24 protein-coding genes are annotated in these 22,284 nt (G+C 59.2%); 19 read left to right on the plus strand and 5 right to left on the minus strand.

Annotated elements, in window-relative coordinates:
* Positions 1-360 precede the first annotated feature (360 nt).
* Positions 361-942 (plus strand): hypothetical protein, encoded by a 582-nt coding sequence (locus tag NPX02_RS19295; protein ID WP_260295643.1) that lies wholly within the window; start codon positions 361-363, stop codon positions 940-942.
* Positions 943-1,481: 539 nt separating this feature from the next.
* Here the strand turns inward: NPX02_RS19295 and NPX02_RS19300 are convergent.
* Both NPX02_RS19300 and NPX02_RS19305 read right to left on the minus strand, forming a co-directional pair.
* Positions 1,482-2,495 carry an IS110 family RNA-guided transposase gene (locus tag NPX02_RS19300; protein ID WP_260295644.1) on the minus strand — a complete coding sequence of 338 codons (1,014 nt, stop codon included), beginning with the start codon at positions 2,493-2,495 and terminating at the stop codon, positions 1,482-1,484.
* A 485-nt stretch (positions 2,496-2,980) separates the two neighbouring features.
* On the minus strand, positions 2,981-3,763 hold the full coding sequence (locus NPX02_RS19305; protein ID WP_260295645.1) for an SHOCT domain-containing protein: 783 nt from the start codon (positions 3,761-3,763) through the stop codon (positions 2,981-2,983).
* 375 nt (positions 3,764-4,138) lie between these two features.
* Here NPX02_RS19305 and nifB point away from each other — a divergent pair, with 375 nt between their 5' ends.
* The 8 genes from nifB (at position 4,139) to draG (ending at position 9,310) form a co-directional block, all read left to right on the plus strand.
* Positions 4,139-5,647 (plus strand): nitrogenase cofactor biosynthesis protein NifB, encoded by a 1,509-nt coding sequence (gene nifB, locus NPX02_RS19310; RefSeq protein ID WP_260295646.1) that lies wholly within the window; start codon positions 4,139-4,141, stop codon positions 5,645-5,647.
* Between the two features lie 21 nt (positions 5,648-5,668).
* Entirely contained in the window at positions 5,669-5,947 is a 279-nt protein-coding gene (locus tag NPX02_RS19315) for a 4Fe-4S binding protein (protein ID WP_260295647.1), read from the plus strand.
* 18 nt (positions 5,948-5,965) lie between these two features.
* A complete protein-coding gene (locus tag NPX02_RS19320) occupies positions 5,966-6,142 on the plus strand; it encodes a hypothetical protein (RefSeq protein ID WP_260295649.1) in 177 nt (58 codons plus the stop codon).
* A complete protein-coding gene (locus NPX02_RS19325) occupies positions 6,139-6,561 on the plus strand; it encodes a thioredoxin domain-containing protein (protein ID WP_260295650.1) in 423 nt (140 codons plus the stop codon). The genes NPX02_RS19320 and NPX02_RS19325 overlap by 4 nt, the downstream gene beginning before the upstream one ends.
* A gap of 379 nt (positions 6,562-6,940) precedes the next feature.
* The gene (locus NPX02_RS19330; protein ID WP_260295651.1) at positions 6,941-7,225 is read left to right on the plus strand and encodes a 2Fe-2S iron-sulfur cluster-binding protein; all 285 of its coding nucleotides are present in this window, start codon (positions 6,941-6,943) and stop codon (positions 7,223-7,225) included.
* Positions 7,226-7,243: 18 nt separating this feature from the next.
* Positions 7,244-7,606 carry a 2Fe-2S iron-sulfur cluster-binding protein gene (locus NPX02_RS19335; protein ID WP_260295652.1) on the plus strand — a complete coding sequence of 121 codons (363 nt, stop codon included), beginning with the start codon at positions 7,244-7,246 and terminating at the stop codon, positions 7,604-7,606.
* A complete protein-coding gene (locus tag NPX02_RS19340; protein ID WP_260295653.1) occupies positions 7,590-8,162 on the plus strand; it encodes a nitrogen fixation protein NifQ in 573 nt (190 codons plus the stop codon). Before NPX02_RS19335 ends, NPX02_RS19340 begins: the two co-directional genes overlap by 17 nt.
* A gap of 278 nt (positions 8,163-8,440) precedes the next feature.
* Entirely contained in the window at positions 8,441-9,310 is an 870-nt protein-coding gene (gene draG / locus NPX02_RS19345) for an ADP-ribosyl-[dinitrogen reductase] hydrolase (protein WP_260295654.1), read from the plus strand.
* 463 nt (positions 9,311-9,773) lie between these two features.
* On the opposite strand, the gene NPX02_RS19350 is transcribed toward draG, so the two are convergent.
* The 3 genes from NPX02_RS19350 to NPX02_RS19360 all read right to left on the minus strand — a co-directional run bounded on the left by NPX02_RS19350 (position 9,774) and on the right by NPX02_RS19360 (position 12,136).
* A complete protein-coding gene (locus tag NPX02_RS19350; RefSeq protein WP_260295655.1) occupies positions 9,774-10,175 on the minus strand; it encodes a bacteriohemerythrin in 402 nt (133 codons plus the stop codon).
* A gap of 78 nt (positions 10,176-10,253) precedes the next feature.
* Positions 10,254-11,156: an SIR2 family protein gene (locus NPX02_RS19355; protein WP_260295656.1), complete on the minus strand. Its 903-nt coding sequence runs from the start codon at positions 11,154-11,156 to the stop codon at positions 10,254-10,256.
* Between the two features lie 134 nt (positions 11,157-11,290).
* Positions 11,291-12,136, minus strand: a complete 846-nt coding sequence (locus NPX02_RS19360) for an NAD(+)--dinitrogen-reductase ADP-D-ribosyltransferase (RefSeq protein ID WP_260295657.1) — start codon at positions 12,134-12,136, stop codon at positions 11,291-11,293.
* A gap of 186 nt (positions 12,137-12,322) precedes the next feature.
* On the opposite strand from NPX02_RS19360, the gene nifH reads away from it, so the two are divergent.
* The 10 genes from nifH to NPX02_RS19410 all read left to right on the plus strand — a co-directional run bounded on the left by nifH (position 12,323) and on the right by NPX02_RS19410 (position 22,178).
* Positions 12,323-13,198 carry a nitrogenase iron protein gene (gene nifH, locus NPX02_RS19365; protein WP_260295658.1) on the plus strand — a complete coding sequence of 292 codons (876 nt, stop codon included), beginning with the start codon at positions 12,323-12,325 and terminating at the stop codon, positions 13,196-13,198.
* Between the two features lie 164 nt (positions 13,199-13,362).
* A complete protein-coding gene (nifD, locus tag NPX02_RS19370) occupies positions 13,363-14,844 on the plus strand; it encodes a nitrogenase molybdenum-iron protein alpha chain (protein WP_260295659.1) in 1,482 nt (493 codons plus the stop codon).
* Between the two features lie 141 nt (positions 14,845-14,985).
* Entirely contained in the window at positions 14,986-16,557 is a 1,572-nt protein-coding gene (gene nifK, locus NPX02_RS19375) for a nitrogenase molybdenum-iron protein subunit beta (protein WP_260295660.1), read from the plus strand.
* Positions 16,558-16,836: 279 nt separating this feature from the next.
* Complete coding sequence (gene nifT / locus NPX02_RS19380; protein ID WP_260295662.1) at positions 16,837-17,049, plus strand: putative nitrogen fixation protein NifT; 213 nt, start codon at positions 16,837-16,839, stop codon at positions 17,047-17,049.
* A gap of 25 nt (positions 17,050-17,074) precedes the next feature.
* Positions 17,075-17,269, plus strand: coding sequence for a 4Fe-4S binding protein (locus NPX02_RS19385; RefSeq protein ID WP_260295663.1), 195 nt, complete (start codon positions 17,075-17,077; stop codon positions 17,267-17,269).
* Between the two features lie 284 nt (positions 17,270-17,553).
* Positions 17,554-18,309 (plus strand): dinitrogenase iron-molybdenum cofactor biosynthesis protein, encoded by a 756-nt coding sequence (locus NPX02_RS19390; protein WP_260295664.1) that lies wholly within the window; start codon positions 17,554-17,556, stop codon positions 18,307-18,309.
* Positions 18,306-18,572, plus strand: a complete 267-nt coding sequence (locus NPX02_RS19395; protein WP_260295665.1) for a DUF6129 family protein — start codon at positions 18,306-18,308, stop codon at positions 18,570-18,572. The genes NPX02_RS19390 and NPX02_RS19395 overlap by 4 nt, the downstream gene beginning before the upstream one ends.
* An 11-nt stretch (positions 18,573-18,583) precedes the next feature.
* Entirely contained in the window at positions 18,584-19,324 is a 741-nt protein-coding gene (locus NPX02_RS19400; protein ID WP_260295666.1) for a 4Fe4S-binding leucine-rich repeat protein, read from the plus strand.
* Between the two features lie 503 nt (positions 19,325-19,827).
* Positions 19,828-20,865, plus strand: a complete 1,038-nt coding sequence (locus NPX02_RS19405; protein ID WP_260295667.1) for a glycosyl transferase family protein — start codon at positions 19,828-19,830, stop codon at positions 20,863-20,865.
* A 365-nt stretch (positions 20,866-21,230) separates the two neighbouring features.
* Complete coding sequence (locus tag NPX02_RS19410; RefSeq protein WP_260295668.1) at positions 21,231-22,178, plus strand: hypothetical protein; 948 nt, start codon at positions 21,231-21,233, stop codon at positions 22,176-22,178.
* Positions 22,179-22,284: the final 106 nt, after the last annotated feature.

The raw sequence follows: 22,284 nt of genomic DNA on the forward strand, positions 1-22,284 counted from the left end.
ACTCGATTCCCACTTTTCCAAGGGTTAACCATCCCTCTAATCAATCGAGTCTGACCCCATTGATCCAATCTGATTCCACTCAGCTCGAGTTTGATGAATTGCGATGTAAGAAACTACATTACAATCACACAAGAACGGAGGATTATTCAATTTGGCAAAACTACTATTCTACTTAGCTGTAGGTTTAATCTTCATTGGCGTTCCATGTTATTGGATTTATCAAGCATTTGAGATTATTGGTTATACATTAATTTATACAACTATCGGGTCTGGTGCTGCAATAGCAGTCTTCAAAGCTAAAGGATGACACTTCTGGTGAGTTAATATTCGACGATCAGAGTAGTTATTAAGGAAAGTCAAATGGGACAAATTGAAGAAGTAATAATACTTACTCGAAAGATTGAGTCTTTGCTAGATGGAGTTGGAGCAACAGGGAAGGGGATACATGAAAAAATTAACTCAGTAGAAGGTAAGTATTCTAGTTACTTAGTAAAAAAGATACATGGTATTGCTTCGATACGAAACAAAACAATGCATGTAGATGGCTTTATGATAGAGGATTTTGATGAGTTTAAGGCAACATGCAATGAGGTAATAAGTGAGTTGTCGCTAAATAGGAAGCAGCGTACCAGCTCAACAAGTCAGAAATACAACAGGTATAATTCATACAAGAGACCAGTAAGTCAGAATTACAACAAGTATAATTCATACAAGGGACCAACAACTCCACTAGTTTCATCTCTTGGAATGGTGTACTTTTTAACGGTAATCCCTGCCTTTATTACGCTTTGGATGTTTGATCAATGGAATCTGTTTCTCTCTTTTGGTGGCGCGATCATTTGGCCCGTTGTTTGGTACTTCTCATCTGAAGTAAGCTTTTATTTTACATCTCTCCTGGGTGCGATGATGTTATATCTTGAGTTGTCTCAGAATTCATCGTAATGATCTTATTATAAGTAACTACCGCTGATAAACTGCTAGCCTCGCATTTGTCGCTTACTCTAATGTTTTGTTTGCTCATTGCCACCATAAGTGTATTCGGAAGGCGCCCCGTACTCGTCTCCGGCGCTCCACGCCCGGGGATCAATGGGGTCACCCATTAGCCGCCTCCGGTCAACAGGGCGTATGAAGCCGTGAGCTTCTTCGCTCCGAATTATCATGCAGATCACCAAGGCGCGCCTGCCTTTTCTTCGGGTCGTGCTGATTCAATAATAAAACGCACCAGTCACCCATCAGGATCTAGGCTCGGCAATATCCTTTTGTCGGCCCCAAGCAGCATCGCTGCTCCAGAAAATTTACAGTACCCACCTCTGGCCAGTTCATATCGTACAGAACTCGGGCTATCTCTCGATGCCAACCCTTTTCAAGCTCATCGGTGAGGCGCTTCAGTTAACCCTGCATGCTTAGGTTGCCGTGACGGCGGCAATCAGAGCCGCCGGGCTTGATGTCAACCCCATATCCGCCGTCCGTCACGGCAAGACTCAGCCAAAGGCCCGGTGCACGTCGAACGGTTCCTGCCGGGTCAACATGTAATAGCAGGCCTTAGTCAGTTTGTTGGCGACCGTCTTCTTGGCCACCAGAATATGGCGTTTGGCCTTGCGCCTCTCGTAGAAGCGCCTGATCTCCGGGCTCCAGATGGCGGCATGGTGGGCCGCCTCCATGAAGGCCCAGGCCAGATACCTATTGCCGTTTCTTTTATTGCCCCGACCTTTGAGTTTGCCATTACTGAGCTTCTCGCTGCTGACACTGCGGGCATAGGACGCATAATGGCCCGCACCGGGAAAACGATGGATGCTGCCAGTTTCCAGGATGATGGTGGGGGCGAGTATCTTGCCCACCCCCGGTATGCTGGTCAGCAAGTCATAGTCTTTGTTGGCGTTGAGCCGTTTCAATACCTCACGCTCCAGCCTGTCGATGGCCTTGTCCAGCCAGTGCATGGCCAGGATGGTGATCTGGCCGCCGAGGCAAATGGGCTCCGGCAACAGCTGATCGATCCGGGTACTATCCAGCGCTTTGACCTGGTTAGCCGACAACCGGTTGCCGGTATAGCGGGCAATCAGGCTTTGTACGCTCAAGTGGTGCAGGGTTCTTTGATGCACCAGCAGCAGGCGGCGCCGCAAAAGATCGCGCACGGCCCGCTGCTCCCGGGGCATTATGTAACCTTCCGGCAGTATGCCGAGGCGTAGCAGATGCGCCAGGTGTCGAGCATCCGTTTCATCGTTGCTGTACTTGAGTCCGGCATACTGGGGAATGGCGCTGGTGTGTGCCAGGCGTACCGCAAAGCCGGCATCCATCAGGCCGTCCACCAGCCAGTACCAGTTATAGGTGGATTCCACCACGCAGGCCAATAGATCCTCCTTGTACGGCTGCAAACTCTCGACAATGAGGTCTAAACTATTGGGCAGGCGCTTCTCGAACAGCACGTGGTCTCGGTCATCCATAACCGCCAATACGCTGTTGTTGGCGTGAAGATCGATTCCGCTATAGAGTGTCATGGCCGTCTCCTATTTTCAGATGGTTTGTCATCTTTCACATCCTCTGACAAACACCACCTGGCTTAGGAGGCGGCTAAGGGATTATCAGTGTCATTGATTACCTATCAGAGGTGAAATATCAATGACTCCGACCCCATTGATCTTTCTGCACACTAACGCATTCGACTTTCATCAATTCCCCTGTGTAATGCTAACCATTTAGCCATTATGCCGAGTGCGCCGCATGCGGCATAAATGCCTGTTGAACTGAACCCCGCTTGATAGGGTTGTCCAGCCCTATTAATAAGCATTTGTGTTTTACCGGCTGCCCGGCGGTTCGCTATTTGAGATCAATGGGGTCGAGATCAATGGCAGATCATTGGGACAGGCTCTATCGATTGCTGAACTCGTGCCCAGGAGTTGAGTATTGTGTCCCCTTAACTCGTGGCCATATTGGTCCTGATCCTATTGGTCTATATTTGGAGGCCAGTTAAGCACGAAGCCTTTTACTTGATAAATGCACACTCGCCCCACTCGCAACTAATAACCTGTAATCCATTGCTACATTTTGCGCTGTATACATCCTTACTGTAATCTTTAATCATGAAGGATACTTCATTGCACTCTGTACCTTCAGCAAGCTTTTCAGCTTGGTAAAGATGTTTGCCTGATTCTTCTAAGCGAGCCTGCTTGACTCCATTTTCGGAGGGTGTCTGCCTCAATGGGTAATCATCTGAGTATTGCTCAGGGTGTCCAGTGGAACCAATAGACTGCTGAGGTGGTTGGCTTGTGCCTACGTTATCAAGAATAACCTTTTTCTTGGTGATATATTCTTCCTTTGTCAATACGCCAGTTCTATATAGGGAATTGAGTTGGTGTAGCTGGTTTGTGACTTCCAAATCTGCAGCATAAGAAATACTAGAAGGACCTGATGCTGCTAGGCCAGCACGACATCCTTTTTCTACCTCCAGTAATGTCAGGTGCTCAATTCTATTTTCAGCTGCATTGGTAGCGCTAGAGTAATTTGACTGTTTGGCTATGACATTAAACGGAAACCACAGAATGCCATCTACAACATCGTCACCAGTCATGTCTTCTTTGTCTTGCTCAACGCCTCGGATAACAATCCGGGCCTTACGCTTCTGTCTATCTATTTCTTTGCAAGTAAGATAGTCATCTCCTGCGTACTCCTTTTTCATAACCTGATGACTAGCGCTATTTGCGCAGCCACTGAGGACTACTGCGGTCATGGCGTAAAAAGCAATTCGAAGTAAAACAGGATGCGTCATAATTTAAATCCCTTGTATTACTATGTTTTTTCCTAACCTGATTGTCATAACTAAACATCCCATTGTCAACTCGAAACTACTAGGTTTAGGTCTAGATTCGCTGTCAAACGAAGAATTCTGCTTATCAAGGCCTGATCTCTTCTTATTGATCATGTTTCCCACCTGCCCGTCATCACACTTCAACACCCACGTAGCACTCCCGACAACACCCCCGTTTGTCGTGTCCATTACCCTACATCGCCCGGTTCGCCGTATCGAAAAATACCCAATAAACAGTCTGTTAGCTACCTAACGTCAACTGGGCACACCCTTTGCATCAAGGGTCTCAAGCAATGTTAACAACCCTCGACAGGGCATAGATCAGGAGACCCAGTGATGGAGTTGACGGTAATAGGTCAAACGGCAAGCGAGTCCGCTGCGGACGGTTGTAGCTCATCCGGTTGCGGTGGCAGCAGCGATCAGTTGTCGCATCTGCCCGAGCATATCCGCGCGAAGGTGCACAACCACCCCTGCTATTCCGAGGAGGCACATCACCATTTTGCCCGCATGCATGTGGCGGTGGCGCCGGCCTGTAATATTCAGTGCCACTACTGTAACCGGAAATACGACTGCTCCAACGAGTCGCGTCCCGGTGTGGTTTCGGAGGTGCTGACGCCGGATCAGGCGGTGAAGAAGGTGATGGCGGTGGCGGCCAATATCCCGCAGATGACGGTGTTGGGCATCGCCGGTCCCGGCGATCCGCTGGCCAATCCGGAGCGTACCTTCGAAACCTTCCGCCAGCTCACCGAGAAGGCGCCGGATATCAAGCTCTGCGTCTCCACCAACGGCCTGTCGCTGCCGGACCAGGTGGAGGAGCTGTGCAAGCACAATATCGATCACGTCACCATCACCATCAACTGTGTCGATCCCGACGTGGGCGCCCAGATCTATCCCTGGATCTTCTGGAACAATCGCCGCATCAAGGGACGCAAGGGGGCGGAGATCCTGATCAAGCAGCAGCAGCAGGGGCTGAAGATGCTCACCGAGCGCGGCATCCTGGTGAAGGTCAACTCGGTGATGATCCCCGGCGTGAATGACGTGCACCTGGAGGAGGTGAGCAAGGTGGTGAAGGCCAACGGCGCCTTTCTGCACAACGTGATGCCGCTGATTGCCGAGGCCGAGCACGGTACCTTTTTCGGCGTGATGGGCCAGCGCGGCCCGACCCATAACGAGTTGCAGGCGCTGCAGGACAAGTGTGCCGGCGACATGAACATGATGCGCCACTGCCGCCAGTGCCGCGCCGATGCGGTGGGCATGCTGGGCGAGGACCGGGGCGACGAGTTCACCATGGACAAGGTCGAGAACATGGAGATCGATTATGAATCGGCCATGCAGCGGCGCGCCGAGTATCACGCCAGCATCGAGGCGAATCGCGAGGCGCAGAAGCAGCAGAGCGGCCAGTCGTTTGTCGCGCTCTCCTCCATTAAGGTGAACCGGAAGGAGACCCGCCCGGTGCTGATGGCGGTGGCTACCAGCGGTGGCGGTGTGATCAATCAGCACTTCGGCCATGCCAAGGAGTTTCTGGTCTACGAGGCGTCCATGACCGATGTGCGCTTCATCGGCCACCGCAAGGTGGATCTCTACTGCAGCGGTGGCGACAGTTGCGGTGACGCCGAGACCACCCTGCAAAAGATCATCCGCGCCCTGGAAGGCTGCGAGGCGGTGCTCTGTTCCAAGATCGGCTACGAGCCCTGGGAGCAGCTGGAGACGGCCGGCATCCAGCCCAACGGCGAGCATGCCATGGAGCCGATCGAGGAGGCGGTGGCCGCCGTCTATGCCGAGATGGCCGAGAACGGTCAGTTGGATGAAGCCCGGGCAGCGGTCCAGTTGCAGATCGGTGCTTAAGGGCGCTTGAGGAGTAGCCACATGGCTTATGAGATTATCGAGAGTTGCGTCAACTGCTGGGCCTGCGAGCCGCTCTGTCCCAGTCAAGCGATCTCAGACGCACGTCCCCACTTCCGCATCGATGCGAAAAAGTGTACCGAGTGCGAGGGCGAATTTGCCGATCCCCAGTGCGTCAGTATCTGTCCCATCGAGGGGGCCATCCTGAGCCCGTTCGGCGAGCCCGCCAATCCGCCCGGCTCGCTCACCGGTATCCGGCCGGAGCGCATGGCCGAGGTGATGGCGGAGATCCAGGCGCGCTAACGACAAAGGAGCTAAACCGTGTCCACGAACCTGACATTGCCTGGCATCGAACGTTTCAGCGCGTGGCGCAAGCCGCGCCCGCAGCGGTCGGTCGGCACGCAACCCGATTGGGCGCATCTGCCGGAGCGAGTTTGGCGGCGCAACTCAGCGTTGCTGAACTCCCTGCATGAACAGCGGTTGCGCAACGACCTATGAACCAGCTGCTGTTTTACGAAAAGCCGGGTTGCACCGGCAACCGTTATCAGGTGGCGCTGTTGCGTGCCCGGGGCCATCGGCCGGAGGTGCGGGATCTGCTGAGTCACGCCTGGACGGCGGCAACCCTGAGGCCGTTTTTTGGCGACAAGCCGGTGTCCCAATGGTTTAACCCGTCCGCCCCGGTGGTGAAGTCGGGGGCCATCGATATCACCGCCCTGAGTGCACGGCAGGCGCTGAATCTGATGCTGGCGGAGCCGCTGCTGATTTGTCGGCCGCTGCTGGAGTACGGGTTGCTGCAACAATCGGGGTTTGTCGACGGACCGGTGTTGAAGGCGCTGGGTATCGTGCTGGATCGCAAGCGGGATCTGAACGCTTGCCCGATGGGTGGGGATGCGCCCGCTTGTGGGCCGCCGGTTTAATGGGTTGAATAACCCCGGTCGTTGCAAAAATCGACCGGTAGGAGGCCCGCCCCCGGGCCGAAATCGCGGCGGGGCGCCGCTCCTACGGGTGCAGTATCGGATAGCGGTGAGGAGTGGTACAAGGATGTACCGTTTACGGACCTGAGGATGGCATGCGTAAGCTTATCCCCTACCAGTACCGCAAACCCAGGAGCTTGGATTGAATAACGCGTAAATATTTGGCTACCTCGTAGGTTGGGGTGAGTGAAATGAACCCCAACATGACAATTGCGGCAAACGTTGGGGTTCGCAATGCTCACCCCAACCTACAAATACTCAGAAACTTGAGTTGAATAACGCTTCATCAAGGCAACGTATTACACCCCACAGGTGAGCACAGATGGCAAAAGCAAAGATTACATTTGAAGATATCGGAAAGACCGTCAGCGTGCCGGCCGGCACGCGGGTGATCGAGGTCTCCGAGCAGATCGGTGCCGGCATTGTCTACGGTTGCCGCGAAGGGGATTGCGGCACCTGCATAATGCATGTGCAGGAGGGCTGGCACAATCTCACCGAACCCTCGGTACTGGAAGAGAAGGTGCTAAAGGAGAACATGGCAGGACGGCATGACCGGTTGGCCTGCCAGGCGCAGATCATCGGCGACTGTACGATTAAGCCGACCTGACCGGAGAGGAGCCGACACATGCCGCTGATAACCTTTTCCAGCCCGGATTTCACCGACAAGACGGTCTATGCCGTGTTTGGCCGCGCGCCCGACACGCTGCTGGAGATCGCCCGGGCCAACCGGATTCCCTTGCGTTTCGAGTGCGGCGAGGGCAAGTGCGGTAACTGTGCGATCCGGGTGCGGTTTCTGGATGTGCCGTCATGCGGCGGTTACCCCCTGGACCGGAAGGAATACCGGGTGCTGATGGCGGTAGGCAAGCTGGAAACAGCGGGCCCGGGGCGAAGGCCGGTTACCGGGGAGTGGCATCTGGCGTGCCGGTTTATCCCTCGGGATGAGGACATCGTCGTTGAATACGAGGTGCATGATGCTGAATGCGGTTAGACGCGATGAATCGCTGGAATCGGTGTATGCCGGCTTGATGGCATCCCGCCGCGGGGAACCTGTCGAGGAGAACCTGGCGCGCATGCTCGCCTCCTGGTCGGTGGGGCTGGGCGTCATGCCCGACTGGCTGGGCCTGGGTGAGATGGCGTTTCGCCGGATGATGGCGCGACATTTCCCCAGGGCCGATCCCGACCGGGTGGCGCGGCTCGACCGGCCGCTCGGTTTCAACCGGCACGATGAGCGGGAGGAGCTGAACCAACTGCTGCTGGCGGGGCGTACGGGCGCCAGTGAATCGGAGGTGTGGATGGCCGGCATCGTGACCGTGGGTTGCCTGGGGAACGACCACCTGTGGCAGGACCTGGGTCTCTGGTGCCGTCCCGACCTGTCGCAACTGATGCTGGACAATTTCGCGCCGCTGGCGTTGCGCAACGACAAGAACATGAAGTGGAAACGTTTCCTCTACAAACAGCTGTGTGAGTCGGAAGGGATCTACGTCTGCCGTTCGCCCAGTTGCGAGGTGTGCGTCGATTTCGCCAAGTGTTTTGTGCAAGCGTAGGGGCAGGCCCCCGTGCCTGCCCGGATGGGATGGTGGCGGAATCGAACGGGCAACCACGGGGGGTTGCCCCTACGCGGGGTGCGAGGAGCGGTGTGTTGGTGCACAGTTACGTCGGGTGGGCACAAACAGCGTGCCCACCCTACAGATTCGTACGTCGCCACCCGGTCCCGTAGGGGCAGGCCCCCGTGCCTGCCCGGGTCGGAGCGCGGTGGTATAGAACGGGCAACCATGGGGGATGCCCCTACGCGGGGACGGGTTTGGGACAAGCATCGTTATCATTGGAGCAACGCGCCCTCGGCGCCTACCTGGGGCTGGCCGTTGGCGACGCCCTGGGGGCCACGACCGAGTTCCTTACCCCCCAGGAGATCCGGGAAAAATACGGGGTCCACAAGAAGATCGTCGGCGGCGGCTGGTTGCGTCTGAAACCCGGACAGGTGACCGACGATACCGGCATGAGCCTGGCCCTTGGGGAGTCGATACTGGCACAGGGTGGGGTACGTGCGGTGCCGGTGGCACGGGCATTCAGTGACTGGATGCGCACCAAGCCGGTGGATATCGGTCACACGGTGCGGCGTGGGATTGTGCACTTCCGCGACAGCGGCGTGCCGTGCGTGCCGGAGAATGAATTCGATGCCGGCAATGGCGCCTGCATGCGCTCGCTGCCGGTGGCGATTGCCTATTGGAATGCGCCGCATGAGCGGCTGGTCGAGGCGTCACGTTCCCAGTCCCATGTCACCCACAATAATCCCCAGGCCGATGCCGGGACGGAGGCCGTGTTGCGCATGCTGGTGGCTGCCTTCCGGGGCGAACCGCCGGCGACACTGCACGACATCGCCCTGGAGCTGGTGGCGCAACAGCGCGCCTATCGCTTTGACCGGCGCCCGGTGGAGAATCCCAGCGGCTGGATGGTGGAGACCCTGCAGGCGGTGTTTCAGGCCTTCTTTGCCCATGACAATCTGGAGGCGATCCTGATCGACGTGGTCAACCGGGGCGGGGACGCCGATACCACCGGGGCGATTGCCGGCATGCTGGCCGGTGCCTGCCACGGGGTGGAGGCGATCCCCCGGCGCTGGCTCCGGGCGCTGGACCGGGATGTGCGGGCGGCCTGTGAAGACCAGGCGCTGGCGTTGTTGGAGTTGTCCCGATAAGTCGTAGGGGCAGGCCCCCGTGCCCGCCCGAACAGGGTAAGGTTCGTGTCGAACGTGCAACCACGGGGGGTTGCCCCTACGCAAAACACAAAGATCGCGGCATGGTATGCAGAGGCGTGTTCATCAAGGGGTAGAGTGGGCACGTTGTTTGTGCCCACGCGGAAGCCAGGAACGTAGGAGGGGCGAGGGGCAGCGTAACCCATGATCCCATATCGGTCGTGATGGGTTACGTCGTTCCTCCTCCACCCATCCTACACGCGGCGTCGATTCGTCCGGTAGTTCGTAGGGGTAGGCCCCCGTGCCTGCCCGAATAGGATACGGGTCGTGTCGAGCGGGCAACCACGGGGGGTTGCCCCTACGCAGAACACAAAGATCGCGGCATGGCATGCAGAGTGTGTACATCAAGGGGTAGGGTGGACACGTTGTTTGTGCCCAAGCGGAAGCCAGCAGCACAACAACGTCGTTAGCCATTGTCCTGCAGTTTGAGGTGCGCCGCCAGGGCGCTGTCCATGGTGCGGGCGTGCAGGTCGAACCAGCCGGGCAGGTGGTTTTGTACATAGTCCCGGCCCATGGCGATCGAACCCCGTGCCACCTTTTCGCCGAACCGGTCCAGTTCCCCCAGCACTCGCTGGTGTTCATCGGTATGTTCGCGGATGGCCGGAAAGCGGTACTGCTCCATCAGTGCTGCTTCCGAATTGAAATGGGCATGGGTGTGCTTCACCAGTTGCGCAAACAGGGTGACGAAGTCATCCCGGTCCGAAACGGCGAGTTGATTGACCAGCGCGATGAATTCGTGATGGGTCTGGTCCATGGTGGTTACCCCCAGCCGGTAACTGGGGTTGTCGGCATCAATCATCGGTTGCATAACTTGAACTCCGGTCATGCGGAATTGTTGGAAGGGGTCGGAGTCAAATTGGTTTAGGATTGTTTGCTTCCACCCGCATCATTGATCCAAATTGACTCCGACCCCTTCGATTCCGATCCCGGTCTCATGTTTCGGCACAATGGCGGCCGCCGCCATCAGCTCACTGACATCGGCCTCGATGATTTCGATGTTCAGGCGTTGGCAGAAACGCCGCTCCTTGGCATTCGGTTCGGCAATCAGCGCCCAGCCGGCCGGGGTGGCGGCGTCATAGATCATATCGGAGAGTACCATACGCTCGGTGTCCCGGGTCATGCGCAGGCCGATGAACAGGTACTGTTTTCCCTTGCGGTAGCGCTTGACGAAATCGGGAATGGCGAAGCCGCCCATCAGCTCGGAGATGTAGTCCACGTAGTCGGCGTCCGAGGCGATGTAGGTGGCATCCGGCAGCGGGCTGCCCATCGGTTTGAACAGGATGGGCAGGGAGGTATCCACCGCCTCCTGTTCGATCTCCCGCTCGGAATAGTGCATACCGTCATAGTGGTGGATGCGGAAGCGGTAATCGGTGCCGGCAATCCGCGAGATGCCGCGGATCAGGGTGTGGGGCCGGTCGGCATAGCCCAGCTGCAGCTGGTTGTCGCGGTTGATGTCGATCACATAGGGTGTCCCGATCGCCGCGAGCCACGCATGCAGGGGCGAGCGGCTCCAGCGGGTTGCACCGTAGGTGCTGTCGAGAAAGCGATTGACCGCACTGCGGCCGCGTTTCAGTTCGATATCCATGGCCGCCCGGGGAAACTCGTACATCAGCCGCGCGGACATGGGGTTGCCGTTGTTCATGGCGAGGATCAGGCTGTCGCTGTCGGCGGGGATCGGTTCACCGGTCTCGATATTGATCACGCCGTCGAGTGCGCCGGCCCCCAGGTAGGGCACGATGTCGCCGCTGCCGATGACGTCGATCAGGTCCTGCATGCTTGTCTCTGCCATTTTTCGTGCTCCTTAACAATGGGGATTCACAAGGCAGCAGCAAGAGCCGGGCCAGATTGGCCGATCCGTATCGGAACAACGACTTAGCCGGATCGGGGTTTGACATGGTAGGGATGATTGTCGGCTTTGCTACACTAAAATGGTTTCAGCGCGACCTCATACACCCCGCCGATCACCAGGTACTCATCCTCGCCACTCAGGCGACCCGGCAGCAGTCCCGGCAGGTAGACCAGTTTACTCAGCGGGATCTTCGCTTCAAGAATATAGTCACCGAACTCGTCGGCCCGTTCGCGGTTGCCGGTAAAGGAGTTGATGTTGTTCAGCACCAGGATATAGATATGCCGGGCCGGTTGATGCAGCACCTCATGTTCATCGATCCGGTTGATGCCGCGGTACAGGGTGAGATGGGTCTGCGCGGGGAACTGCCGGCGCACCTCGTACTGGCAGTAGGTGTATAGCAGGTCGAGCTGGGACTCCAGGGCATTGGTGTTGTACAGCCCCTGGGTGCGGGCCGCCAGGTAGTGCTGGTAAGTCGTGGAGTTGATATCGCCCACCGGTCCCTGGTGGTTGCGCGGCAGCAGGCCGAAGCGCGATTCCACCCAGCCTTTCAACACGGCCGCCTCCTTGCCGTCGGCATCGAACAGCCAGCCGCGCAGGATGCGCAGGTAGTCCGCCCGGCGCCGGTTCTGTTTGCCGGGTCGGTCGGGCAGTCCGGCCTCGTCCGGATTATCCAGCAGAAAACCGGAACGCATATAGTCCTGGAAATTCTCCGCCCGCTCGGCGGCATCCTCTATCTGCTGCAGATTGCTGAACAGCGCGGCATGCAACTCCTTCACGCCGTCCAGGTAGAGCGGCGCCGGGTAGTGCTGGAAGGTCAGGCTGCCGAGGATCACCGGCGGCAGATTGCAGTGGTTGATGGAGAGCCGGGCGCTGGCCGGCAGCGAGGCGCTGTCAGGCGCGGTTTGTCTGTATTCATCCATACAATTGACCGGGGTTTGTAGCAAACCCGACTGTCGAATCCTGCCCTTGCTTAATAAAAATACCGTTTTATTACAGTCAGTTAAAAGCAGTTATTGCTTTTGGCACAGCCCTTGCTCAATACCCGTTGTCCAGGTGATTCAGCGTAATCAATCACCACTGATTCAACAACGAGTAAGGAGATCGACATGGCACTGCGTCAATGTGCAATTTACGGTAAAGGTGGTATCGGCAAGTCTACCACGACCCAGAACCTGGTGGCCGGTCTGGCCGAACTGGGTAAGAAGGTCATGATCGTCGGTTGCGATCCCAAGGCGGACTCCACCCGTCTGATTCTGCACTCCAAGGCGCAGAACACCATCATGGAGATGGCGGCAGAGGCCGGTACGGTTGAGGATCTGGAGCTGGAAGATGTGCTCAAGGTCGGCTATGGCGATATCAAGTGCGTCGAGTCCGGTGGCCCGGAGCCCGGTGTCGGTTGCGCCGGCCGTGGTGTGATCACCGCCATCAACTTCCTGGAAGAGGAAGGCGCCTACGAGGAAGACCTCGACTTCGTCTTCTACGACGTGCTGGGTGACGTGGTGTGTGGCGGTTTCGCCATGCCCATCCGTGAAAACAAGGCGCAGGAGATCTACATCGTCTGCTCCGGCGAGATGATGGCCATGTACGCGGCCAACAACATCTCCAAGGGTATCGTGAAATACGCCAGCTCCGGTGGCGTGCGTCTGGCTGGTCTGATCTGTAACAGCCGCAACACCGCCCGCGAGGACGAGCTGATCATGGAGCTGGCCCGCCAGCTGGGCACCCACATGATCCACTTTGTGCCGCGTGACAACGTGGTACAGCGCGCCGAGATCCGTCGCATGACCGTCATCGAGTACGACCCCGAGGCCAAGCAGGCCCAGGAGTACCGTGACCTGGCGCAGAAGATCATCGACAACAAGAACATGGTCATTCCCACCCCCATCACCATGGATGCCCTGGAAGACCTGCTGATGGACTTCGGCCTGATGGACGAGGAAGACGAGAGCGTCATCGGTCAGAAAGCCAGCGCCGAGGCGTAAGCGAAGGGGATGTCAGCCGTAGGTTGGGGTGAGCTTGCGAACCCCAACAATTGCAAGGCCGAACCATCCCGGTTTGTTGGGGTTCGTTCCTCACCCCAACCTACGGATTATTTCATGACCCCGCGTATCCATGGATTAGTGGTGCCGGGAGAAGGAGAAGATTTATGTCAACCATGACACGCGAAGAGACCGCCGCCCTGATCCAGGAGGTGCTTGAAGTCTACCCAGAGAGTGCACGTGAAGAGCGTGCCAAACATCTCACGGTGAATGACCAGGAGGTGGAGCAGTCGAAGAAGTGCATCACCTCCAACCGAAAATCCCTGCCGGGTGTAATGACCATCCGCGGTTGCGCCTACGCCGGCTCCAAGGGCGTGGTCTGGGGTCCGATCAAGGACATGATCCATATATCTCACGGCCCGGTCGGCTGCGGTCAGTACTCCCGTGCCGGGCGGCGCAACTATTATGTCGGCACCACCGGCATCAACACCTTCGGCACCATGAACTTCACCTCGGATTTCCAGGAGAAGGATATCGTCTTCGGCGGCGACAAGAAGCTGTCCAAGATCATGACCGAAATCGAGCAGCTGTTCCCGCTCAACAAGGGCATCACCATCCAGTCCGAGTGTCCCATCGGCCTGATCGGCGACGACATCGAGGCGGTGGCCAAGCAGGCCGCCAAGACGCTGGAAAAACCGGTCGTGCCGGTGCGTTGCGAAGGCTTCCGCGGTGTCTCCCAGTCCCTGGGTCACCACATCGCCAATGATGCGGTACGCGACTGGGTGCTGGGTAACCGGGACGAGGACACCAGCTTCGTGAGCACCCCCTATGACGTGACCATTCTCGGTGATTACAACATCGGTGGTGACGCCTGGGCCTCCCGTACCCTGTTGGAAGACATGGGTCTGCGGGTGATCGCCCAGTGGTCCGGCGACGGCACCCTGGCGGAGATGGAGAACACACCCAAGGCCAAGCTCAACCTGCTGCACTGCTATCGCTCGATGAATTACATCTCGCGGCACATGGAAGAGAAGTACGGCGTGCCCTGGATGGAGTACAACTTCTTCGGCCCGACCAAGATCGCCGAATCCCTGCGCCAGATCGCCGCGTTCTTCGACGAGACCATCCAGGCCAATGCCGAGAAGGTGATCGAGAAGTACCAGGCCGAGTACCAGGCGGTGATCAACAAGTACCGTCCGCGCCTGGAAGGCAAGCGGGTGATGCTCTACGTGGGCGGTCTGCGTCCGCGCCATATCATCGGCGCCTACGAGGACCTGGGCATGGAAGTGGTCGGCACCGGCTACGAGTTCGGCCACAACGACGACTACGATCGCACCATCAAGGAGATGGGCAACGCCACCCTGATCTACGACGACGTGACCGGCTACGAATTCGAGGAGTTCGTCAAGCGGGTCAAGCCCGACCTGATCGGTTCCGGTATCAAGGAGAAGTACATCTTCCAGAAGATGGGCATCCCCTTCCGCCAGATGCACTCCTGGGATTACTCGGGCCCCTATCACGGCTATGACGGCTTCGCCATCTTCGCCCGCGATATGGACATGACCCTGAACAACCCCTGCTGGAGCAAGGTCCAGGCACCTTGGCTGAAAAGCGAGGAGGCCCCGGAAGCCGCCGTGGCCGGTGCCTGATTCCATGGAGGTAGGTTGGGTTGACGGAGGAAACCCAACGTTGGGCTTCGCAAGCTCAGCCCAACCTACATTCGAGGCATAACAAGTTTATTTTTATCTGACCCGTCGTCCACGGATTAGTGGCGCGGGAGGAGAAAGATCATGAGTCAGCTAGTCGAAGATATCAAACCGAGTTATCCCCTGTTTCGGCAGGACGAGTACAAGAGCACCCTGAAGAACAAACAGGAGCTGTTCGAGGAGAAGGTGCCCCAGGAGAAGATCGAAGAGGTGTTCCAGTGGTCCACCACGGTGGAGTACAAGGAGCTCAACTTCAATCGCGAGGCGCTGACCGTCAACCCGGCCAAGGCGTGTCAGCCGCTGGGTGCCGTGCTCTGTGCCCTGGGCTTTGAAAAGACCCTGCCCTATGTGCATGGTTCGCAGGGTTGCGTGGCCTATTTCCGCACTTACTTCAACCGCCACTTCAAGGAGCCGGTGGCCTGTGTCTCCGACTCCATGACCGAGGACGCGGCGGTATTCGGCGGGCAGAAAAACATGTTCGCCGGCCTTGAGAACGCCAAGGCGCTGTACAAGCCGGAGATGATCGCCGTCTCCACCACCTGTATGGCCGAGGTGATCGGTGACGACCTGAACGCCTTCATCGGCAACGCCAAGAAAGAGGGCAGTGTCGAGCAGGAGTTCCCCACCCCGTTCGCCCATACCCCCAGTTTTGTCGGTTCCCACACCACCGGCTGGGACAATATGTTCGAGGGTATCCAGCGCTATTTCACCCTCAACTACATGGAAGACAAGGTGGTCGGCAGCAACGGCAAGATCAACATCGTGCCGGGCTTCGAGACCTACCTCGGCAACTACCGGGTGATGAAGCGCATGATGGCGGAGATGGACGTCGAGTGCAGCCTGCTGAGTGACCCCAGCGACGTGCTGGATACCCCGGCGGACGGCGAGTACCGCATGTACGACGGCGGCACCACCATCGATGAGATAAAGGACGCGCCGAACGCCATCGACACCCTCTACCTGCAGCCCTGGCAGTCGGTGAAGAGCCGCAAGTTCACCAAGAACACCTGGAAGCAGCCGGCCTCCGATATCGCCATTCCCATGGGACTGGAGGCGACCGACGAGTTCCTGATGAAGGTCTCGGAACTGACCGGCAAGCCGATCTCCGCTTCGCTGACCCGCGAGCGCGGCATCCTGGTGGACATGTTGACCGACAGCCACGCCTGGCTGCACGGCAAGCAGTTCGGTGTCTACGGCGATGCGGATTTCGTCCTGGGCATGGTGCGCTTCCTGCTGGAGGTTGGCGCGGAACCGACCCAGATCCTCTGCAGCCATGCCAACAAGCGGTGGAAGAAGGCGGTGGAACAGATGCTGGCCGACTCACCCTACGGCCAGAACAGCGAGGTGCACATCGGCAAGGACCTGTGGCACTTCCGTTCGCTGATGTTCACCAACAAACCGGACTTCATGATCGGTAACTCCTACGGCAAGTTCATCCAGCGCGACACCCTGCACAAGGGCAAGGAGCACGAGGTGCCACTGATCCGTATCGGCTTCCCGATCTTCGACCGGCACCATATGCATCGGGACACCACCCTGGGTTACGAGGGCGCCATGTACATGCTCAAGACCCTGGTCAACGCGGTACTGGAACGGCTCGATGAAGAGACCCGGGGCATGGGTACCACGGACTACAACTACGACCTGATCCGCTAGGCGGGCCAGGGGTCTGTATCAAATGTAGGGTGGGTTAGGCGCGCTGTTTGCGCCGTAACCCACCAACGGTGCCGCCAGGCATACCTTAACCAAATGGGTTGTGTTGCTGCGCAACGCCTGGTGGGTTACGCAAACAACGCTAACCCACCCTACATTGGAGCCTGACTCCGCCCCTGTCCAGAGGCGCACGTCGTAGGGTGGATAAGCGAAGCGCATCCACCAAAATCCGGAACAAGTAACGCGGCATTCAATTTTGCCGGCTGAAGTGAGGTAAGAACGATGCCCAGTGTAATGATTCGTGTGAAAGAGAATGGCGCGCTCCTGTTCTATATCGCCAAGAAGGACCAGGAGGACGAGATCGCCGAGGTGGAGACGGATACCGAGGAGAGCTGGGGAGGCGAGGTGTTGCTGACCGACGGTTCCCGCTACTACGTCGATCCGATCACGCCCCGGCCTTCATTCCCGACCACATTGCGTTTCAAGCGTGTCTGAACCCCCTTTTTGAAGGAGACTTATCATGGCTCTAGCAATTGTAAGAGATATCTGCACCGCCTGCGGTGACTGTGAACCGGTGTGTCCCACCAAATCCATCAAGCCCTTCAAGGGCGTCTATATGATCGAAGCCGAGACCTGCACCGAGTGCGAGGATGAGTTCGACGTTCCCCAGTGTCTTGATGTCTGCATGGAAGACGACTGCATCATCTCTGCCTGAAACGTAACTACTCAACCGGTTCGTAGGTGATTGGACTGCCTTGTTGGCCGATCTTGGTGGCGCCTCGAATCCGGCCCCTTTTTCAGATTCAAGCCTGCCCTTGTTTGAGCGAAGCGAGTTTGGGCAGGCGCTGAAAAGGGGGCCGGATTCGAGGGGGCAAGCCATCGTGTGAGGCCGGCAAGGCAGGCCAATCACCCCGTGAGTAGTTACATTGAAACTGACATAGGGCGCCCCGTGGGCGCCCTCCGGACAACCCAGATCGGGACCCAGATCAGGAGACAGCAATGAACAGCCCAACCCTCGATAAAGAGATCGCCCTGCGCATCGGACTGGCGGCGCGTGAACTGCCGGAAACCGATATCCCCCGCCTGCTACGCGTGCTGGATGATGCGGTGGGCCTGCCGCCCAGCAAAAAACAGCTCGCCGACCTGACGGTGAAGCAGCTGAAGTCGGCTGACGATGGCGAGTTTGCCGATCTCGATACCGAGTCGCTCAAGGCGGCGCTGGCCTGCCTCAAGGGTGAGGTGCATGAGTTCACCGAACCCTTGCCCGAGGTGGTGGCCTATGCCGAGGCGGATATGCCGAACAGCATCCGGGTCGCCTGTGCCTCCAACCGCGGCGCCCAGCTGGACGGGCATTTCGGTTCATGCCGGCGCTTCCTGATCTACCAGGTGTCGGCATCGGAACAGCGACTGATCGATATCCGCGAGGTCGGGAATGCGGCCGCCGGTGAGGATAAAAACGCCCATCGGGTCGCACGGATCGCCGATTGCCAGATCCTGTTTGTCGCCTCCATCGGCGGGACGCCCGCCGCCAAGGTGATCAGGGCCGGTGTGCATCCGGTGAAGAAACCCCAGGCCGGGCCGGCGGACGTGGAGATCGGTGCCCTGCGGGCGGCGATCGGCAAGAGTGCGCCGCCCTGGCTGGCGAAAATCATGGGCCAGGCGCCGGAACAGCGCATTCGCTTCGCCCCACTGGACATCGACGAGGCGGAGATCGAGGAGGACATAGCGGCGGCAGACATCGAGGCGACGGCATGATCACCCAGGAGCAGCTGAACCAGATCGGCTGGCTGGCGGGTGAGACACCGCTGTCGGAGGGTTCGGTGAACCGGCTGCGCCTGCGCTTTCCAGAGATCCATTTCACCTACTGCATGGATGATGATGTGATGGCCGCCCGCCCGGTACTGGAAGCGACGGGGTTCAACCTTTACCTGATCGACAGCAGCCAGCACTGCCTCGGTTTCACCCAGGACATGGAGCTGGCCACCGGCGTGGTGGTGGCCGAAATCGAAGCCGAATGAACGCCGTTGTCATGCCTGACGAAGACGACGCCACACCCCGGGCCGACTGCCGCACCTGCCCGCATCGCGAGGACCGCTTGCAGAAGGGCCGTTGCCATCCGGGGGATGCCTGTGTCGGCGCCCTGAGCGGCCGGCAGATCGCGCGCTTTTTCAAGATCAACCCGGACCTGGCGGAACAGTATGCCGGCGACCCCTTCTGGGAGCGGCGCGCCATCGCCGCCCGCTACCTGTCGGTGCAGCGGCTGCTGCGCATGCTGGACGATCCTGACGAGGTAGTCAGACGGGTGCTCGCCTATCGCCTGCCGGTGGATGCACTGGCCGCCCTGATCCATGACCCGGATCGTGAGGTGCGGGTCACCGTGGCCGACCGGTTGCCGCCGGAGCAGCTGGAACAGCTGGTGACGGATAACGATTACCTGGTGCGCCAGTACGTAGCGAAACGCCTCAAGCCGGGGCGTCTGTTTCGCATGCTGCGGGACCCGGAGCGCGAGGTGCGCAAGACAGTCGCCAGCCGTCTGCCCGAGGAGAGTCTCGGGCTGATGCTGGATGACGTGGAGGCCGAGATACGCCTGATCGTGGCCGAGCGGATCGACGCCGATGCTCTCGGCGCGCTGTTGCGGGACCGGGACTGGCGGGTACGGCTGGCCGCCTGCCAGCGCGCCCCGGTCACCCTGCTGGCGCCCCTGCTCGAAGACGATGATGAGGATGTCAGGGCGGCGGCACGGGAGCGGCTTGGCAAGCGCCAGGCCTGAATCAGACCAGCATGTAGGATGGGTGGAGGCGCACGGCACCGTTACGCGAGGCCGTCCGCCGAGGTTGGGCGCGCCGTAACCCATCTTCGGGTACGGGAACGATGGGTTACGCGCCGGGAAAGTAGCGGTAGACGCCACAGGAGCAAGGGCGCTCCACCCATCCTACGCCTTGACGACCCGGATGGCGATGTGTGCGCCCTGGTCAGGGAAAGGCTTGGCTAACGCGTGATTAAGCCGTCCATTCATCGGTATGTAGGATGGGTGGAGGCGCACGGCACCGTTACGCGAGGCCGTCCGCCGAGGTTGGGCGCGCCATAACCCATCTTCGGGTACGGGGACGATGGGTTACGCGCCGGGAACGTGGCGGTAGACGCCACAGGGGAGAAAGGGCGCTCCACCCATCCTACGCCTTGATGTGGTCCAGCTCTGCAAGTGGGTAAAGTGCACGGCTTGGTCAATAAAGGGTTTGGCGAGAAGAATCAGATCAACAAGGTGGAACTGTCATGCATCCATTCGCACGTTTTATCCAGATCCTCGGCAAGGGCCGCAATGGCATGCGCGCCCTGAGCCGTGACGAAGCCTACGAGGCGATGCAGATGATCGCTCGCTACGACGTGGAGCCGGAGCAGCTCGGCGCCTTCCTGATGCTCATGCGGGTGAAGGAGGAGAGCGCCGAAGAGGTGGCCGGCTTCACCCAGGCGCTGCGCGAGAGCTTCCATGTGGCCGAGTCGGCATTTCACCCGGCGATCGACTGGGCCGCTTACGCCGGCAAAAAGCGGCACCTGCCCTGGTTTCTCCTGGCGGCACTGATCCTGGCGGCGCGTGGCTATCCGCTGCTGATGCACGGGATCAATCGCAGCGACGGGCGGCTCTATGTGCCGGATGCGCTGGATGCCCTGGGGATGGAACCCGCCCTCTCGCTGCAAGAGGCGCAGGAGCAGCTCCAGTTGCGCGGCTTCGCCTATCTGCCCATCAGCAAGCTCTCCCCGCTCACCGCCGAGCTGATCGAGACGCGCAAGCTGTTCGGTCTGCGGCCGCCGCTGCACACGGTGGCCAGGATGCTCAACCCGCTCTCGGCACCGCTGTCGGTGATGGGGGTATTCCATCCCAACTTCGCCGCCATCCATCAACAGGCCGCGGTACTGCTGGGGCAACCCGGCGCCCTGATCTGCAAGGGCGACGGCGGCGAGCTGGAACGCATACCCGACCGGGCGGTCGAGCTGTACGGGGTCGGCGCTGGCGCGGCCTGGTCGGACACCTGGGACTGCCTGATCCGCCCGGGTGGCGAGGTAAAGCCCGGGCGACTCAACCTGTACCATTTTATCCAGGTGTGGGAGGGCGAGGCCGAGGACAGTTATGGCGAGCGCGCGGTCGTCGGTACCCTGGCACTGATAATTCGTGCACTCGGCCTGGAGGTTGCGCCGGGTCCGGCGCACCAGCTGGCCGAGACGTGGTGGCGGGAGCGGCGGCAGCACCCGTTGGTGCAGTTGGAAAGGCCGGCCACGACCTGCGCCTGCGGGCGCGCCGAGGCCGTTCCCTGACCACAAACGGGACACTGATTTCATACCCTGCGCCTGCGGGCGCAGGGAGGTCGTGTAGGGGCAGCCCCCGTGGTTGCCCTGGGTCGTCCCCTTGCCGGGGCCGGTCGCCCCGAACAGCGTGTAGGATGGGTGGAGGCGCGGCACCCTTGTTGACGGCTATTCGCGGCGGTCGGGCGCGCCGTAACCCATCTTCGGAAGCGGCTACCGGTGCACGATGGGTTGCGCGCCGGAGCGGGAGCCGGCGGAGAGTTCATGGAGGTGCTCCACCCATCCTACGCCTGGATGCAGTCCGACCCATTTATGGCTAAAGGGCAGGGTTAGCCCTTCGCCCCGAACATAATAGAACCGAACAGAAGGAACCGACAGTGAAGACCCTGATTGACCGGCCCGATCGACTGGCGGAAATCTGTGCCGCGGCGGATGCCGAACAAGGCATCGCCGCATTAGAACAGACATTGCAGCAACTTGTCCCGGAGGCCGGGTTGAGCTGTGTGCTGACCCGCGGCAACTGGCATCGGCCGGGGGGCGTGGTCGATGCCGAGCTTAATCCGATCAGCAGCAATATCCGCCGTTGGGCCGAACAGGAGTCGGCGGGTGATGTGGATGCGTTGATCGCCAGCTATGCCGATGCCGGCTACCTGGCCACCCAGCTGTCCGGCAAGACCCATTACTTCACCGTTGCCTGCGGCGACGGGCCGGCGGATTTCATCCAGCTGGAGATCGAGGAGCTGCAGGAGGTGATCGACCGTCCCCTGGTGGCGCCGGACTGGTACCCCGACAGCCTGGAGGATTTCCTCGACCCGCTCGAATGTCCCCGCCTCGATCCGGTCCCGGTGGGACAGCCATGCTATCGCTTCCGGCGCGTCACCCCCATCGCCCGCCTGCTGGATGAAGCCGGCAGCGGCCAGCGCGCATTCGCCGCGCTGCGCCGGTTTCTCCAGGACTGGGGTCAAAGCAGCGCGGCGGAGGGGGAGCACTTCTGCCGCCACTGGATCCTGGCGTTGCGCGAATATATGGATCGGGATGGCGAGGTCAGACTGACCGCCACCCCCGTCACCACCTTCGGCGGCAGCCTGCCCCACTTGCCCCCGGGCGACGCCCTGACCGGCGCCGAGCTGGCCAACGCCGTCCACGGGTACGACCGGGTAGTGGGCTATCCCTTCGCCTGGTATTTCCACATGCTCAGCCGCAAGGCAGAGAATTACCAGCTGGCCAAGGCGGTACTGCGCGACCTGATGGGTGCCTATGACTACCTGCCGGCAAGGGATCTGAAAGTGCTGCGGGATTGGGAGGCGCGGTCTTACGCCGTGTAGCCCCTGGCTGCCCATCCCGTCGCACGTCATGCAACAGCCTCGATGCATCCCGTAGGGGCAACCCCCCGTGGTTGCCCGATCGATACGTTCCTCGTTCCCACGCTCT

This window comes from Sedimenticola hydrogenitrophicus (assembly GCF_025175675.1).
Classification (GTDB): Bacteria; Pseudomonadota; Gammaproteobacteria; order Chromatiales; family Chromatiaceae; genus Sedimenticola; species Sedimenticola hydrogenitrophicus.

What these genes read in the sequence shown, in the direction of transcription:
- NPX02_RS19295 (WP_260295643.1), top strand. Translation starts at nt 361, where the DNA reads ATGGGACAAATTGAAGAAGTAATAATACTTACTCGAAAGATTGAGTCT.
- NPX02_RS19300 (WP_260295644.1), bottom strand. Translation starts at nt 2,495, where the DNA reads ATGACACTCTATAGCGGAATCGATCTTCACGCCAACAACAGCGTATTG.
- NPX02_RS19305 (WP_260295645.1), bottom strand. Translation starts at nt 3,763, where the DNA reads ATGACGCATCCTGTTTTACTTCGAATTGCTTTTTACGCCATGACCGCA.
- nifB (WP_260295646.1), top strand. Translation starts at nt 4,139, where the DNA reads ATGGAGTTGACGGTAATAGGTCAAACGGCAAGCGAGTCCGCTGCGGAC.
- NPX02_RS19315 (WP_260295647.1), top strand. Translation starts at nt 5,669, where the DNA reads ATGGCTTATGAGATTATCGAGAGTTGCGTCAACTGCTGGGCCTGCGAG.
- NPX02_RS19325 (WP_260295650.1), top strand. Translation starts at nt 6,139, where the DNA reads ATGAACCAGCTGCTGTTTTACGAAAAGCCGGGTTGCACCGGCAACCGT.
- NPX02_RS19330 (WP_260295651.1), top strand. Translation starts at nt 6,941, where the DNA reads ATGGCAAAAGCAAAGATTACATTTGAAGATATCGGAAAGACCGTCAGC.
- NPX02_RS19335 (WP_260295652.1), top strand. Translation starts at nt 7,244, where the DNA reads ATGCCGCTGATAACCTTTTCCAGCCCGGATTTCACCGACAAGACGGTC.
- NPX02_RS19340 (WP_260295653.1), top strand. Translation starts at nt 7,590, where the DNA reads ATGCTGAATGCGGTTAGACGCGATGAATCGCTGGAATCGGTGTATGCC.
- NPX02_RS19350 (WP_260295655.1), bottom strand. Translation starts at nt 10,175, where the DNA reads ATGCAACCGATGATTGATGCCGACAACCCCAGTTACCGGCTGGGGGTA.
- NPX02_RS19355 (WP_260295656.1), bottom strand. Translation starts at nt 11,156, where the DNA reads ATGGCAGAGACAAGCATGCAGGACCTGATCGACGTCATCGGCAGCGGC.
- NPX02_RS19360 (WP_260295657.1), bottom strand. Translation starts at nt 12,136, where the DNA reads ATGGATGAATACAGACAAACCGCGCCTGACAGCGCCTCGCTGCCGGCC.
- nifH (WP_260295658.1), top strand. Translation starts at nt 12,323, where the DNA reads ATGGCACTGCGTCAATGTGCAATTTACGGTAAAGGTGGTATCGGCAAG.
- nifD (WP_260295659.1), top strand. Translation starts at nt 13,363, where the DNA reads ATGTCAACCATGACACGCGAAGAGACCGCCGCCCTGATCCAGGAGGTG.
- nifK (WP_260295660.1), top strand. Translation starts at nt 14,986, where the DNA reads ATGAGTCAGCTAGTCGAAGATATCAAACCGAGTTATCCCCTGTTTCGG.
- nifT (WP_260295662.1), top strand. Translation starts at nt 16,837, where the DNA reads ATGCCCAGTGTAATGATTCGTGTGAAAGAGAATGGCGCGCTCCTGTTC.
- NPX02_RS19385 (WP_260295663.1), top strand. Translation starts at nt 17,075, where the DNA reads ATGGCTCTAGCAATTGTAAGAGATATCTGCACCGCCTGCGGTGACTGT.
- NPX02_RS19390 (WP_260295664.1), top strand. Translation starts at nt 17,554, where the DNA reads ATGAACAGCCCAACCCTCGATAAAGAGATCGCCCTGCGCATCGGACTG.
- NPX02_RS19395 (WP_260295665.1), top strand. Translation starts at nt 18,306, where the DNA reads ATGATCACCCAGGAGCAGCTGAACCAGATCGGCTGGCTGGCGGGTGAG.
- NPX02_RS19400 (WP_260295666.1), top strand. Translation starts at nt 18,584, where the DNA reads ATGCCTGACGAAGACGACGCCACACCCCGGGCCGACTGCCGCACCTGC.
- NPX02_RS19405 (WP_260295667.1), top strand. Translation starts at nt 19,828, where the DNA reads ATGCATCCATTCGCACGTTTTATCCAGATCCTCGGCAAGGGCCGCAAT.